The organism is Streptomyces djakartensis, from assembly GCF_014651075.1.
GTDB classification, from domain to species: domain Bacteria; phylum Actinomycetota; class Actinomycetes; order Streptomycetales; family Streptomycetaceae; genus Streptomyces; species Streptomyces djakartensis.
In genome coordinates this window covers 168,299-182,757 of sequence record NZ_BMWE01000012.1, presented here as the reverse complement: position 1 = coordinate 182,757, position 14,459 = coordinate 168,299, and the positions used below count along the sequence as shown (strand labels likewise).

Below are 14,459 nucleotides of genomic sequence, written 5' to 3'. Positions count from 1 at the left end.
CATTCCTCGTGTGCCGCTGTCCAGTTGACCGGGTGCGTTGACGCTCCGTCGGCGCCCCAGCGTAGCGTTCGTGATCTTCGGGCCCGCAGCCGATTCCCGCATCGGGCACCGGGCCAGGCAAGATGGGTGCGTGACCCTCATCGATCAGCTGCCGCGGACCGCCGACCCCGACGCCCTGTACGAAGCCTTCGAGTCGTGGGCCGGTGAGCGGGGTCTCACCCTCTATCCCCACCAGGAGGAGGCGCTGATCGAGGTGGTCTCCGGCGCCAACGTGATCGTGTCGACGCCCACCGGGTCCGGCAAGAGCATGATCGCGGCGGGTGCGCACTTCGCGGCGCTGGCCCGGGACGAGGTCACCTTCTACACGGCGCCGATCAAGGCGCTGGTGTCGGAGAAGTTCTTCGAGCTGTGCAAGATCTTCGGCACCGAGAACGTCGGCATGCTGACCGGTGACGCCTCCGTCAACGCCGACGCCCCGGTGATCTGCTGCACCGCCGAGGTCCTCGCGTCGATCGCGCTGCGCGACGGCAAGGACGCGGACGTCGGCCAGGTCGTGATGGACGAGTTCCACTTCTACGCGGAGGGCGACCGCGGCTGGGCCTGGCAGATCCCGATCCTGGAGCTGCCGCAGGCGCAGTTCGTGCTGATGTCGGCCACGCTCGGTGACGTCTCCTTCTTCGAGAAGGACCTCACCCGCCGCACCGGCCGCCCGACGGCGGTGGTCCGCTCGGCGACCCGGCCGGTACCGCTGTCCTACGAGTACCGCTACACGCCGCTCACGGAGACGCTGACCGACCTGCTCCAGGCCCGGCAGGCGCCCGTCTACATCGTGCACTTCACCCAGGCGCAGGCCGTGGAGCGGGCGCAGGCGCTGATGAGCATCAACATGTGCTCGCGCGAGGAGAAGGAACAGATCGCCGAGCTGATCGGCAACTTCCGCTTCACCACGAAGTTCGGCCGCAACCTCTCCCGCTACGTCCGGCACGGCATCGGCGTCCACCACGCCGGGATGCTGCCCAAGTACCGGCGCCTGGTGGAGAAGCTGGCGCAGGCCGGTCTGCTGAAGGTCATCTGCGGTACGGACACGCTCGGCGTGGGCGTCAACGTCCCCATCCGTACCGTGCTGTTCACGGCCCTCACCAAGTACGACGGCAACCGCGTCCGCACCCTGCGCGCCCGGGAGTTCCACCAGATCGCGGGCCGGGCGGGGCGGGCCGGGTTCGACACGGAGGGGTTCGTCGTCGCGCAGGCGCCCGAGCACGTCGTCGAGAACGAGAAGGCGCTCGCCAAGGCGGGCGACGACCCGAAGAAGCGGCGCAAGGTCGTCCGCAAGAAGGCGCCCGAGGGTTTCGTCGCCTGGTCGGAGCAGACCTTCGAGAAGCTCATCGCCTCCGAACCGGAGCCGCTGACCTCCCGGTTCCGGGTGACGCACACGATGCTGCTGTCGGTGATCGCCCGCCCCGGCAACGCCTTCGAGGCGATGCGGCGGCTGCTGGAGGACAACCACGAGCCCCGCAAGCAGCAGCTGCGGCACATCCGCCGGGCCATCGCCATCTACCGCTCGCTGCTCGACGGCGGCATCGTCGAGAAGCTCGACGAGCCGGACGCCACCGGCCGGATCGTCCGCCTCACGGTCGACCTCCAGCAGGACTTCGCGCTCAACCAGCCGCTGTCCACGTTCGCGCTCGCCGCGTTCGAGCTGCTCGACCCGGAGTCGCCGTCGTACGCCCTCGACATGGTGTCCGTGGTGGAGTCGACGCTGGACGACCCGCGGCAGATCCTCGCCGCCCAGCAGAACAAGGCGCGCGGCGAGGCCGTGGCCCAGATGAAGGCCGACGGCGTCGAGTACGAGGAGCGCATGGAGCGCCTCCAGGACATCACGTACCCGAAGCCGCTGGAGGAGCTGCTCTTCCACGCGTACGACACGTACCGCAAGAGCCACCCCTGGGTCGGCGACCATCCGCTGTCGCCGAAGTCGGTCATCCGGGACATGTACGAACGGGCGCTGTCCTTCACGGAGCTGGTGTCCCACTACGAGCTGGCCCGCACCGAGGGCATCGTGCTGCGCTACCTCGCCAGCGCCTACAAGGCCCTCGACCACACCGTCCCGGACGACCTCAAGTCCGAGGACCTGGAAGACCTGATCGCCTGGCTGGGCGAGATGGTGCGCCAGGTCGACTCCAGCCTGCTGGACGAGTGGGAGCAGCTGGCCAACCCGGCGGAGATGACCGCAGAGGAGGCCCAGGAGAAGGCCGACGAGGTCAAGCCCGTCACCGCCAACGCGCGGGCCTTCCGGGTCCTGGTCCGCAACGCCATGTTCCGCCGGGTCGAGCTGGCCGCGCTGGACCAGGTCGAGGAGCTGGGCGAGATGGACGCGGAGTCCGGCTGGGACGCGGACGCGTGGGGCGAGGCGATGGACAAGTACTGGGACGAGTACGAGGACCTCGGGACCGGCCCGGACGCGCGCGGCCCCAAGCTGCTGCTCATCGAGGAGGAGCCCGAGAACGCCCTGTGGCGCGTCCGGCAGATCTTCCACGACCCGAACGGCGACCACGACTGGGGCATCAGCGCGGAGGTCGACCTCACCGCTTCCGACGCGGAGGGCCGCGCGGTGGTCCGTGTCACCGACGTCGGCCAGCTGTGAACGGCCGGGCAGCAGCGAACACAGGAGAATCCCACGCATGACGACGAACCCGGCCGAGAGACTGGTCGACCTGCTCGACCTGGAGCAGATCGAGGTCAACATCTTCCGCGGCCGCAGCCCGCAGGAGTCCCTGCAGCGGGTCTTCGGCGGGCAGGTGGCCGGCCAGGCCCTGGTAGCCGCCGGCCGCACCACGGAAGGCGACCGCCCCGTGCACTCGCTGCACGCGTACTTCCTGCGCCCGGGCATCCCCGGCGTGCCGATCGTCTACCAGGTGGAGCGGGTGCGCGACGGGCGGTCGTTCACCACCCGCCGGGTCACGGCCGTCCAGCAGGGCCGCACGATCTTCAATCTCACCGCCTCCTTCCACAAGCCGGAGGAGGGCAGCTTCGAGCACCAGCTGCCGCCCGCCCGCGAGGTTCCGGACCCGGAGTCGCTCCCGAATGTCACGGACGAGATCCGGGCCCATCTGGGCGCGCTGCCCGAGCAGTTGGAGCGGATGGCCCGCCGCCAGCCCTTCGACATCCGCTACGTGGACCGGCTGCGCTGGGAGACCGAGGAGGTCGAGGACGCCGAGCCGCGCAGCGCCGTGTGGATGCGCGCGGTCGGGCCGCTCGGTGACGACCCGCTCGTGCACACCTGCGCCCTCACGTACGCCAGCGACATGACCCTCCTGGACGCCGTGCGCATCCCGGTCGAGCCGCTATGGGGCCCCCGGGGCTTCGACATGGCGTCACTGGACCATGCCATGTGGTTCCACCGGCCGTTCCGGGCCGACGAGTGGCTGTTGTACGACCAGGAGTCGCCGATCGCGGTCGGCGGCAGGGGCCTGGCGCGTGGCCGCATCTACGACCGCGAGGGACAACTGGTCGTTTCCGTCGTTCAGGAGGGGCTCTTCCGCAAGCTGGGCTGACCGAGTCTCCCAGCGCTCCGCCCGCCGTCAGCCCCGCCGGACCGCGCCGAGCTGGGCCCGGTGCAGGTCGGAGGCGGCGAACCGCTGCGCCACCGTGCGCAGGACGCGGGACATGGCCTGCGCGGGTGGGGTGGCGGAGCGGGCCCGGGCTCGGGCGAGGAGGATGCGGCGGGTCGGGGCCGGCACGTCGGAGGCGAAGGGCAGGAGGCGGACGTCGCTGCGGCGGCTGGTGAGGGCGAGGCGGGGCGCGAGAGCGATGCCGAGCCCGGCTGCGACCATGGCCTGTGCCTCCTGGTAGTCGTGCGAGGAGTAGGCGATGCGCGGCTCGAATCCCGCCTGACGGCAGCTGCGGCGCAGGACGTCGGCGACGGGGTGGTTGTCGGCGCGAATAATCCACTCCTGGTCGGCGAGGTCGCCGAGGCGCACGGTGGGGTGTGCGCGCAACGGTGAGTCGGCGGGGACGACCAGCACCGTGGGGTCGTCGAGGAGGTGGGTCAGCATGAGCGCCGGATCGTCGATGCGGTTCCATTCGTAGTCCCAGAGCAGGGCCTGCTCCACCTCGCCGGTGTGCAGCATCTCGCGGAGTCCGGCGAGGACTCCGGCGCGCACCTCGATACGGATACCGGCGTGGCGGCGGCGGAAGCGGGTGAGCGCGAGCGGCAGCAGGGAGGCGCTCGCCGTGGGGAAGGAACCGAGCCGCAGCGTGCCCTGGTCGAGGGCGGCGAAGGAGTCCAGGTCGGCCTGAGCCGCACGCAGTTCGCGGCGGATCGCCCGCCCGCGTCCGGCCAGTGCGGCGCCTGCCGGGGTGGGCCGGATACCGCGCGGCAGCCGCTCGATCAACGGCTGCCCGGCCTCCTGCTCCAGCAGGGACATCTGCTGCGAGGCGGCGGAGGTGGTCATGCTCAGGGCCTCCGCCGCGGCGGTGAGCGATCCCCGTTCGGCGGCCTCGGTGAGCAGCAGCAGACGGCGCACGTTCAGCATGGCGCCGACTTTAGCTCAGCTAAACCCTGGTGAAGCGAACTGCGATTGTTCGCAAGTCATGGCTCTGCGAAGGTCTTCGCCATCGCCGGAGCGGTTCACCGGAGCGAAACCCGCCCGTAACCGCCCTCCCGGCCTCTCCCCCCCGTTGATCAAGGAAGAGCCTCAGACGTGCACACTCCCGCGACCCTGGTGCGTGGCGGCACCAGCAAGTGCTGGCTGTTCAACCAGGTCCATGTCCCCGCCGACCGCGACGAGTTGGAGAAGATGCTGGTCGCCGCGTACGGCGCCGGCGACCCGGTGGAACTGGACGGGGTGGGCGGGGCCACACCCACCACCTCCAAGGCGGCGATCGTCAGCGCCTCGCCCGAGCCCGGGGTGGACGTCGACTATCTCTTCGCCCAGGTCGGCATCGGCACGGGCTCGGTGGAGTGGACGAGCAACTGCGGCAACTGCGCCACCGGCGTCGCCCTGTACGCGGTGGCGAAGGGCATGGTGCCGATCACCGGCGACCGGACGCCTGTGGTGATGCGCAACACCAACACCGGAGCGGTCCTCGAGGGGACCGTGGACACCACCGGAGGCGTGGTGCACCACTTCGGCCGCCAGACCGTACCCGGCACCCGGGCCGGCGGTGTCGCCGTCGGCCTCACCTTCCGTGAACCGGCGGGCGGCACGACCGGCTCACTGCTTCCCACCGGGCAGGCCGCACAGGAACTGCGGGCGGGCACCGTCGGCCCGCTGCGGGTGAGCATGGTGGACGCCGGGGCCCCGGTCGTCCTCGTCGACGCCGGCAGCGCCGATCGAACCGGTGCCGAGACGCTGGAGCGGATGCACGCGGAGGTCCCTTGGCTGCGCACCGTGCGGCACACCGCCGCGCCGCTGATGGGTCTGCTCGAACCGGGGCTCCCTCGGGGTGAGGAACCCGGCGATGCCGTACCCAAGGTGGGGCTCGTCGGTCCCCCGGTGCCGTACACCACCACCCTGGGCGAACACGTCGCGGCCGAGGACTACGACATCTCGGTGCGCATGCTCACCATGAACTCCCCTCACCCGGCGGTCGGTCTGACCTCCGCCGTCGCCGTCGCGGCGGCGGGGCTGCTGGCGGACTCCGTGGTCTCCCGTGCCGCAGGCGGACCCACCACCGAGTGGCTGCGCCTGGGCACCCCCGCCGGCGTGGTCGCGGTCCGCTGCACGGACGTGGCGGACGGCCTGCCGCGCCGCGTCACCGTGCAGCGGGCGGCGCGGCTTCTCGCCGACGCCCGTATCTACGTACCGGAGACAGGCGGCACGCAGGCCGCCTGAACCGGGACGAATATCACCTCGGGCAGCCGGTCCCCCAGCCGTCCGCACCGGGATACCCTCGCGCCCCCGGGGCGCGCCACCCCGTCCCCACCGCCCCAAGGACAATGATGTCTGCTGAAGTGATATCCATAGGCGCTCTGCTGGTGATGTTCGTGGTCGGCACCGTACTGCCGATCAACCTGGGCATCCTCGCCTTCGTCGCCACCTTCGCGGTCGGCACCGCCTCGCTCGGCCTCACCGAGGACGAGATCTTCGAGGGGTTCCCGGCGGAGCTCTTCGTCACCATCGTCGGCGTCACCTACCTGTTCTCCGTGGCCCGCCGCAACGGCACCATCGACTGGCTCGTCGCGGCCGGGGTTCGGCTGGTGCGCGGCAAGACGGCGCTGATCCCCTGGGTGCTGTTCCTGGTCGCCGCGCTCCTGACGGCGTTCGGCACCTTCACCCCGGCGGCGGTCGCGATCCTCGCCCCGATCGGCATGAACTTCGCCTACCGCTACAAGCTCAACCCGCTGGTGGTCGGCATGATGGTGATCAGCGGCGGACACGCGGGCGCGTTCTCCCCGCTCGCCGTCTCCGGTGCCCTGGTGCTGGGCCTGGTCGACGAGACCGACTTGCAGGTCTCCGCCGTGGCGCTGTTCAGTGCCAGCTTCGTGATCAACCTGGTGCTGTCGGCCCTCACATACGCGCTGCTCGCCAGGCGCCCCGTCCCGCTGGCCGAGGAAGTCGACGGGACCGCCGAGGACGACGTCACCGTCTCCGGCAGGCCCGACTGGCGCCAGTGGCTCACCCTCGCCTGTCTGTTCGCCCTCGTGGCCGGCGCGCTCGGCTTCCATCTGGAGATCGGCTTCCTGGCCCTGGCGGCCGGCGCTCTGCTGGCGCTGGTGGACATGAAGCGGCAGGAGCGGGCGGTGGACGGTGTCAGCTGGTCCACCCTGCTGCTGGTCGCGGGCATGATGACGTACATCGCGATGCTGGAGAAGGCCGGCGTCATCGAGGAGATCTCCGAACACGCCGCCCACCTGGGCGCCCCGCTCGTCGTCGCCCTCCTGCTGTGCTTCACCGTGGCCATCACCTCTGCCTTCGCGTCCTCCACCGCGATCCTCACCGCGATCATCCCCATCGCCGTGCCGCTGCTGCTCTCCAGCCAGCTCAGCGCCGCCGGGCTGATCGCCGCTCTCGCCGTCTCCACGACGATCGTCGACACCTCCCCCTTCTCCACCAACGGCGCACTGGTCCTGAGCAATGCCCGCGGAGTCGACGCCCGCCGCTTCTACCGCCAGATCATCGGCTACACCGGCGGCATCGTGGCCCTGGGCCCCGTGGTCGCCTGGGGTGCCCTGGTCCTGCCCTGGTCATAGCGCAGGGACGGCGACGGGACACTCCGCCGATCGGGGCCGCTCTCCGGGGCCCCGATCGCGCTCGTGCCCGGTTGCGGTGACCATGGCAGGACAGGCAGGCCGGCCGATCCGGGAGGTGGCCACGCTGCATACCGTGCTCCCCGTGGTCTTCGCGGTCTGCGCGGCCCTCAGCAACGCCGTCGCGACGGTGCTGCAGCGCAAGGCGGCGCTGACCGTGCCGCGCTCCCAGGGGTTGCGGGCCGGGCTGATGCTCGATCTGCTGCGCCGGCCCGTCTGGCTGGCCGGCATCCTCGCGGTGATCGGCGCCGCCGTCTGCCAGGCGCTGGCGCTGGCGACCGGGCCGCTGACGATCGTGCAGCCCCTGTTCGTGCTGGAGCTGCCGCTCACCCTCGTCGTCGCGTCGCTGCTGATGCACCGGCGACTGCCGGGCACGGGCTGGCTGGCCGTGACGGTGGTGGTGGCGGGGCTGGCGGTGGCGCTGGCCGCCGCGTCCCCCGCCGGCAATCGCACGCATGTGGCGCTTGACCGCTGGATCCCTGCCCTCGCCGTGTGCGCGGGTGCGGTCGCCGGCCTCGCCGTCACCGCCCTCCGGCGTCCGGAGGGGCGCGCCCGGGCGGCATGCCTGGGGGCCGCGACGGCGATCAGCTACGCGGTGACGGCGGCACTGATGAAGGCGGCCATGCACATCCTCGACGAGCAGGGGCTCGTCGGCTTCTTCACCGCCTGGCAGACGTACGCGTTCGCCCTGACGGGCGTGTGCGCGCTGTTCCTGCTCGAGAACGCGATGCAGGCCGGTCCGCTGGTGGCCTCACAGCCCGCGCTCACGCTCGGCGACGCGATGGTCAGTCTCGCCCTCGGCATCCTCCTGTACGAGGAGACGGTCCGCTCCGGGTGGTGGCTGCTGCCCCAGCTGTTCGGGGTCGCGCTGATCGCCGCCGGGGTCTTCGCCCTGGCGCGGACTCCGCTCACGCGCTCGCTCGTGGCGCCGGACGAGGAGCGCCAGACGGCGGAAGCGCCCTGAGCGACGGAGGCCACCACGGATCGCACCGGCGAGCGGATGGCGGTGGTCACGGGAGAAGCAGGGTTCCTCAGGGCGCCAGGGCACGTTCCCGGCCCGTCCCAGGCCCCGGGCCAGAGCGCAGGGGCAGTACACGGCGCGGGGGCCCCACCCTGATCCCGGCCAGGCGGCCGCGCCGACGGCCGAGGCGCCTCGGTGGGGGTCGCCGGCATGCGGGACCCGGAGAGGACGGAGCGGGCGGCCGACGTCGGCGGCCGGTTCCACTTCACATCGGGCCAGTGCCCGGCACGCGCGGTGACAGCGCCGTCGCCGCGCCCGGTCAGAGGTGACCTGCCGGATCACCCCTCCGGCTGGCACCGCGGGCACCACACCGTGCCGCGACCCGCCATCCGGGTCCGGCGCAGGCCCGCGCCGCAGCGCGGGCACCTCGGGTCGGGGTCGTCACGATGGCCGGTGAGCCAGGAGTCGCGCGGCGGCACACAGCCGGCGGGGACCGCGGATCTCAGCGTTCCGCGCATCCGGCCGTACAGGCGACGCAGGTCGGCCTCGGTGAGATCCCGCGCCCGGCGTTCGGGGCTCAGCCGGGCACGCCAGAGGATCTCGTCCGCGAGCAGGTTGCCGAGGCCGGCGACCACCGACTGGTCGGTGAGCGCGGTCTTGAGGTGCCCGCGGCGCGCGGAGAGCCGGGCCCCGAACTCCGCGCGGTCCACCGCCAGCGCGTCGGGGCCCTGGCGCTCCAGGAGCCGGTCGACGCCGAAGTCGTCGTGGGCCAGCCAGAGTCCCTGGAGTTTGCGCTGGTCTCGGAAGCGCAGCTGACGGCCGCCGCTCAGGGTGAACAGCACCCGGTCGTGCGGCTCGACGGCATCGTCCGGACTGCCGCAGACCAGCCGGCCGGTCATGCCGAAGTGCAGGACCAGGGTGGGCCCGCCGGTCCGGGCGAGCAGCCACTTGCCGTGCCGCTCCGGCGCACCGAACCGTCGCCCCTCCAGCGCGTCGCGCAGGCCACGCGGCCCGACCCCGTGCAGGACACCCGCGTCACGCACGTCGACCCGCCGGATCACGCGGCCCTGGGCGCAGGACGCGAGCACCTCCCGGAATCCCTCGACGTCGGGCAGCTCGGGCATGACCGGTGCCTCAGGCGTGCGGGACCACAAAGAACACGGGCATCAGTTCTCCTTGGCCGGTTTCCGCTCGGGCCGGCGCGCGTCCACGTCGAGGTGCTCGCCGACCCGGTTGACCAGAAGGGTCATCTCGTACGCGATCTGGCCGATGTCGGCCTCCGCGCCGCTGAGGACGCACAGGCAACTGCCCGAGCCGGCCGCGGTGACGAACAGCACCGCGTCATCGAACTCGATCATCGTCTGGCGCACGTTGCCCGCGCCGAAGTGCCGTCCCGAGCCCTTGGCCAGACTGTGCAGTCCGGACGACACGGCCGCGAGGTGCTCGGCGTCCTCGCGGCGCAGTCCCGTGCTCGCCCCTGTCACCAGGCCGTCGTTGGACAGGATCAGTGCGTGCCGCACCTGGTGGACGCGCTCGGTCAGGTCGTCCAGCAGCCAGTCCAGTCCCTGGTTCTGCGCCATGTTCCGGTCTCCCCGTTTTCTCCCCGTGCGATTCCCCTCCTGGCCGGAGGATCTCCATGCCAGCCTTCCCCACGACCGCTGCCGGGGCAAGGAGGATGGGAGCCATGGCAGCGAAGATGACCGACGCGCAATGGCGGAAGTTCGTCTCGTACGGCACCCGCACCGGAAAGCTCTCGACGGTCCGGGCAGACGGGAGCCCGCATGTGGTCCCCGTGTGGTTTCTGCTGGACGGGGACGAGGTGGTGTTCAACACCGGAAAGGACAGCGTGAAGGGGCGCAATCTCGCCCGTGACGGCCGCGTGGCCCTGTGTGTGGACGACGACCGGCCGCCGTACTCGTTCGTGGTGGTGCGGGGCCGCGCCCGCCTCGTGGAGGACCTAGACGAGGTACGGCACTGGGCAACCCGAATCGGCGCCCGGTACATGGGCGAGGAACGCGCCGAGGAGTTCGGGGCCCGCAACGGTGTCCCGGGCGAGCTTCTCGTCCGGGTCACGGTCGACAGGGTGCTGGCGGAGCTCGGCGTCGCGGACTGACCGCGCGGTACGGCGGTCATCCGACCGAGTCGAGGAGCCGGGCGGTGTGCATCCGCCCGGCGTACTCGACCAGTCTGATGAGCACCTCCTTCCCCGAGTCGCGGTCACGGGCGTCACAGAGCACCACGGGCGTGCCCTGGTCGAGGTCGAGGGCACGTGCGACATCGGGGGCGCCGTGCCGCCTTGCCCCCGGGAAGCAGTTGACGGCCACCACGAACGGGATGCGCCGGTGCTCGAAGTAGTCGACGGCGGGGAAGCAGTCCTCCAGGCGGCGCGTGTCCGCGAGAACCACCGCACCGAGCGCCCCCTGCGCCAACTCGTCCCAGAGGAACCAGAACCGGTCCTGACCGGGCGTACCGAACAGGTACAGGGAAAGGCCGGACCGGATGGTGATGCGCCCGAAGTCCATGGCGACGGTCGTGGTGGTCTTCTGCTCCACGCCGTCGGTGTCGTCCACCGACTGGCCGGCTTCGCTGAGCAGTTCCTCGGTGCGCAGCGGCCGGATCTCGCTGACGGCGCCCACCAGGGTGGTCTTGCCCACGCCGAATCCGCCGGCGACCAGTATCTTGAGCGCCAGTGCGGCGCTGTCGGCGTCGGCGGCGTCGGGGTGCTCGGAGGCCATTGATCACTTCTCTCGGGAGTACCGGCTCCGGCCGGCGTGAGCAGGTGGGTGGGGGGTGTGCGTTCATCCGCGGCGCTCTCGGGCCCGCGCCTACAGCGCTCTCAGTCCTTCGATCACCTCGCGCAGGATGCGTTCGTCGGGCAGTCGTGCCGGCGGTACGGGGCGGCTGACGGTGACGAAGCCGAGTTCCAGGAGGTCGCCGATGAGGACCCTGACCACGCCCACGGGCAGGTCCGCGCCGGCGGCGAGTTCGGCGACCGACTGCGTCTCCGTGCGGCACAGGCCGATCAGGTTGCGGTGTTCCGGGCCGAGCGGGGCGTCGTCGACGCCGGGTGCGCCCGGGTCCAGCGTGACCAGGGCGATCAGGTCGAACCGCACGCCGGTGGGGCCGGGCCGGGTGCGTCCGCCCGTCATGGCGTAGGGGCGGACGAGTGGACCGGCCTCGTTGTCGTACCACTGACTGCCCAGCTCGTGCGGGGCGCCCGTCATGTCCTCGGTCATCTGCGCCGACCGCCCTCCCGGTTCATCCGGCGGCCGGTGGCCGCGCGGCGAGGCGGGGTGCGGTGCCGAAGTGCTCGCCGACGCGCTTGACCATGCGCGCCATCTCGTAGGCCACGAGGCCGATGTCGGCGGTCACTGCCGTCAGGAGGGCGATGCAGGAACCGTCGCCCGCGGCGGCCACGAAGAGGAAGCCCTCGTCCATCTCCACCATGGTCTGGCGGACCCCGCCGGCACCGAAGTGCCGCCCCGCGCCCTTGGCGAGGCTGTGGAAGCCCGAGGCGACGGCGGCGAGGTGTTCGGCGTCCTCGCGGCGCAGGTCGGAGGAGGCACCCACGGCCAGGCCGTCGTTGGACAGCACCACGGCGTGCCGTATCTCGCTCACGCGGAGCACCAAGTCGTCCAGCAGCCAGTCGAGTTCGCCGGAGCGCCGGGCGGAGTGGGTGCTCGGGTCCTGGATCATGAGGGGTCTCCTTCGCTGCTGTCGCTGTCCGTCGTGGGGCCGGGAGTGGTGCCGCGGCCGGGTCGGCTGCCACCGCCGCGTGCCCAGCCCTCGCGGTACGCGGCCATGCGGTCGCGGACGAGCTCGGGGGTGCGTTCGTCGTCCCGGAGCGTGGGTGCCGGCTTCTCGGGGCGGGCGTCGCGCAGCTGGGGGGCGAGACTGGCCTGCCGTACACGACGCGGGAGGTCCTCCGAGCCCTCGGGCTGCTCCTGGGGGCGGTGCAGTCGCAAGGTGGCGACTCCTGCGGGTGGGGTACGGCTCGTGGTCTCCACGGCCGGCGCGACGAGGGCGCGCCGGTCGGCCGGTGCGGGAACGGCGCCGGGGGCGGTGTCCCGGTGCTCAGCGGCGTCGGGCACGCGCGCGTGGACGTGGTCCCCGGGCTGCCGCTCCGGTGCCTCCGTTACAGGGGGCGCCTTGGCCGCGCCGGTGTCCAGCAGGGCGGTCGGCAGCAGGACGACCGCGGTGGTGCCCCCGTACGGCGAGGTCTTCAGGTGGACCTTGACGTCGTGCCGGGCGGCGAGCCTGCTGACCACGAACAGGCCGAGCCGGTCGCTGTCGAACAGGTCGAGCGCCTCGGACTGTGCGATGCGGCGGTTGGCCTCGGCGAGGGTCTCCTTGCCCATGCCGAGGCCGCGGTCCTCGACCTCGACGGCGTAGCCGTTGCCGACGGGTTCGCCGGTGACGCGCACACGCGTGTGGGGCGGGGAGAACTGGGCGGCGTTCTCGATGATCTCGGCCAGGAGGTGGGTCAGGTCGGCGACGGCGGCGCCGGCGACGGCCGCCTCGGGAAGTTGCCGTACCTCCACGCGCGCGTAGTCCTCGACCTCGGAGACGGCCGCGCGGACCACGTCGGTCAGGGAGACCGGCATGCGCCAGGCCCGGCCCGGGGCGGCTCCGGAGAGGATGATCAGGCTCTCCGCGTGGCGCCGCATGCGGGTGGTGAGGTGGTCGAGCCGGAAGAGGTCACTGAGCTCGTTCGGGTCGTCGGAGCGGCGTTCCATGCTGTCCAGGAGGCTGAGCTGCCGGTGGACGAGGATCTGGCTGCGGCGGGCGAGGTTGACGAAGACCCCGGAGATGCCGCTGGCGAGCTCGGCGCGTTCCACGGCGGCCCGCAGCGCGGCGCGGTGGACGATGGCGAGGGCCTCGGCGACCTGTCCGGTCTCGTCGTCCGCGCGCGGTCCCGGCGGCGCCTCGGCGCGGACGTCGATCTCCTCGCCCGCGCGCAGTCGCCGCATGGCCTCGGGGAGTTTGCGCCGGGCGATCTCCAGTGCGCTGTTGCGCAGGCTCACCAGTTCCACCACGAGACCGCGTCCGATGCGTACGGAGATGACGAGCGAGGCGGCCACGGCGGCGAGGCCCAGCAGGACGGCCGCGCCGGCCGGGGTGAGCAGCCCCCGGGTGTAGGGGTCGGCCCGGTCCGCGACACCGCGTGCCGCGTCGTCCTCGATGGCGCGCATGCCGCTGCGCATCCGTGCGTGTGCCGTGTTCCAGGTGTCCTCGGGAACGGCGTCCACCGCGCGGGCGCCCGGGCCGGCGGTGAGGACCTTGTCCTCGACGGCATTCAGGGTGTCGTGGGCACCGCTGCCGGCGAGGCTGTCCCAGGCCGTGCGTTCGGAGCCGCGCAGGTCCGCGACGGCCGACTCGGTGAGCGTGCGGCGCAGGTCGACGGCGCCGGTGAACAACCGGAGCCGCTCACCGGTGAGTGTTCCGGTCAGGCGGGCGCCGGCCAGTACCGCGTCCTCCTGGGCGAGCGCCTCGCCCGCACGGGAGAACTCGAGCAGCACGCGCGCGTCGGAGCCGAGGGCGGCGTCCTGGATGCCGGTGAGGGATCCGACCGCGCCGAAGGCCCTCGCGATGGTGTCCGTGTACCGCTCGTACGTCTCGTCCCAGTCCGCGCGGCGGTCGAGCACCGCCTCCCGCAGCGGCCTCAGCCGCTCGGCGCCGGTGACGAACTCCTCCAGCCTGCGGGCGACGCCGGGGGGCAGTTCCTCGCCGTCGGCGACGGTGTTGTCCTCGCCGAGCCGCAGTCTCGCGACGGCCCGGTCCGTACGCCGCGCGAGTTCGTCCAGTTCACCGGCCCGTACGGCGGAGGGGTCGGTGGCGTGGCGTACGGCGGCGGCGCGTTCGGCCTGCAGGGCCGCGACCGCGGCGGAGACGGGTGCTCGGACCACTGCGTCCACGCGCTGGACCTGCCGCAGCCGCGCGACGTCCTGGGCGGTGGTGACGGTGGCGTACGCCCACAGGGCCAGGAGGGAGACGACGGGCACCATCAGCAGGCAGACGATCTTGGCGCGCACGGTGCGGGGGCGTATGTGCCAGCGCTCCCCGTGCCCGGCCGCCCCCTCGGGCGCCGCGCCAGTGGGCGCTTCGGGGCCCTCGTCGGCCGGTGGTCCGGCATGCGCGCGGCGACCGCGCACGGGCGGGGGCGGCGCCTCGGCGCCCGCTGTGGGGGTCCTATGGGGTGTACTCATGGACTCCTCGCTCGGGAATGGTTCGGGGGCGTGTCGCTCC

General features: G+C 72.2%; 13 protein-coding genes. 6 read left to right on the top strand and 7 right to left on the bottom strand.

What is annotated here, in order from left to right:
• Window positions 1-130 precede the first annotated feature (130 nt).
• Together IE212_RS22010 and IE212_RS22005 are read left to right on the top strand one after the other, a co-directional pair.
• Window positions 131-2,644, top strand: coding sequence for a DEAD/DEAH box helicase (locus IE212_RS22010; protein ID WP_190199613.1), 2,514 nt, complete (start codon window positions 131-133; stop codon window positions 2,642-2,644).
• Between the two features lie 37 nt (window positions 2,645-2,681).
• Complete coding sequence (locus tag IE212_RS22005; protein WP_190199612.1) at window positions 2,682-3,554, top strand: acyl-CoA thioesterase; 873 nt, start codon at window positions 2,682-2,684, stop codon at window positions 3,552-3,554.
• Between the two features lie 27 nt (window positions 3,555-3,581).
• On the opposite strand, the gene IE212_RS22000 is transcribed toward IE212_RS22005, so the two are convergent.
• Window positions 3,582-4,535, bottom strand: a complete 954-nt coding sequence (locus IE212_RS22000; protein WP_190199611.1) for a LysR family transcriptional regulator — start codon at window positions 4,533-4,535, stop codon at window positions 3,582-3,584.
• Window positions 4,536-4,703: 168 nt separating this feature from the next.
• Here IE212_RS22000 and IE212_RS21995 point away from each other — a divergent pair, with 168 nt between their 5' ends.
• The 3 genes from IE212_RS21995 to IE212_RS21985 all read left to right on the top strand — a co-directional run bounded on the left by IE212_RS21995 (window position 4,704) and on the right by IE212_RS21985 (window position 8,216).
• A complete protein-coding gene (locus tag IE212_RS21995) occupies window positions 4,704-5,837 on the top strand; it encodes a PrpF domain-containing protein (protein ID WP_190199610.1) in 1,134 nt (377 codons plus the stop codon).
• 104 nt (window positions 5,838-5,941) lie between these two features.
• Window positions 5,942-7,195 (top strand): SLC13 family permease, encoded by a 1,254-nt coding sequence (locus tag IE212_RS21990; protein WP_373301417.1) that lies wholly within the window; start codon window positions 5,942-5,944, stop codon window positions 7,193-7,195.
• Window positions 7,196-7,277: 82 nt separating this feature from the next.
• A complete protein-coding gene (locus IE212_RS21985) occupies window positions 7,278-8,216 on the top strand; it encodes a DMT family transporter (RefSeq protein ID WP_190199609.1) in 939 nt (312 codons plus the stop codon).
• A gap of 335 nt (window positions 8,217-8,551) precedes the next feature.
• Here IE212_RS21985 and IE212_RS21980 read toward each other — a convergent pair whose 3' ends face one another.
• The gene (locus IE212_RS21980; RefSeq protein WP_190199608.1) at window positions 8,552-9,337 is read right to left on the bottom strand and encodes an Fpg/Nei family DNA glycosylase; all 786 of its coding nucleotides are present in this window, start codon (window positions 9,335-9,337) and stop codon (window positions 8,552-8,554) included.
• A 42-nt stretch (window positions 9,338-9,379) separates the two neighbouring features.
• The gene (locus IE212_RS21975; RefSeq protein WP_190199607.1) at window positions 9,380-9,793 is read right to left on the bottom strand and encodes a roadblock/LC7 domain-containing protein; all 414 of its coding nucleotides are present in this window, start codon (window positions 9,791-9,793) and stop codon (window positions 9,380-9,382) included.
• Window positions 9,794-9,897: 104 nt separating this feature from the next.
• Between IE212_RS21975 and IE212_RS21970 the strand changes: the two genes are divergently transcribed.
• Window positions 9,898-10,326 (top strand): PPOX class F420-dependent oxidoreductase, encoded by a 429-nt coding sequence (locus IE212_RS21970; RefSeq protein WP_190199606.1) that lies wholly within the window; start codon window positions 9,898-9,900, stop codon window positions 10,324-10,326.
• A 16-nt stretch (window positions 10,327-10,342) separates the two neighbouring features.
• Here the strand turns inward: IE212_RS21970 and IE212_RS21965 are convergent, their stop codons facing one another.
• The 4 genes from IE212_RS21965 to IE212_RS21950 form a co-directional block, all read right to left on the bottom strand.
• Complete coding sequence (locus tag IE212_RS21965) at window positions 10,343-10,948, bottom strand: GTP-binding protein (protein ID WP_190199605.1); 606 nt, start codon at window positions 10,946-10,948, stop codon at window positions 10,343-10,345.
• A 90-nt stretch (window positions 10,949-11,038) separates the two neighbouring features.
• Window positions 11,039-11,449, bottom strand: a complete 411-nt coding sequence (locus IE212_RS21960) for a DUF742 domain-containing protein (RefSeq protein ID WP_190199604.1) — start codon at window positions 11,447-11,449, stop codon at window positions 11,039-11,041.
• Between the two features lie 22 nt (window positions 11,450-11,471).
• A complete protein-coding gene (locus IE212_RS21955) occupies window positions 11,472-11,909 on the bottom strand; it encodes a roadblock/LC7 domain-containing protein (protein ID WP_190199603.1) in 438 nt (145 codons plus the stop codon).
• Complete coding sequence (locus IE212_RS21950; protein WP_190199602.1) at window positions 11,906-14,419, bottom strand: sensor histidine kinase; 2,514 nt, start codon at window positions 14,417-14,419, stop codon at window positions 11,906-11,908. Before IE212_RS21950 ends, IE212_RS21955 begins: the two co-directional genes overlap by 4 nt.
• Window positions 14,420-14,459 lie beyond the last annotated feature (40 nt).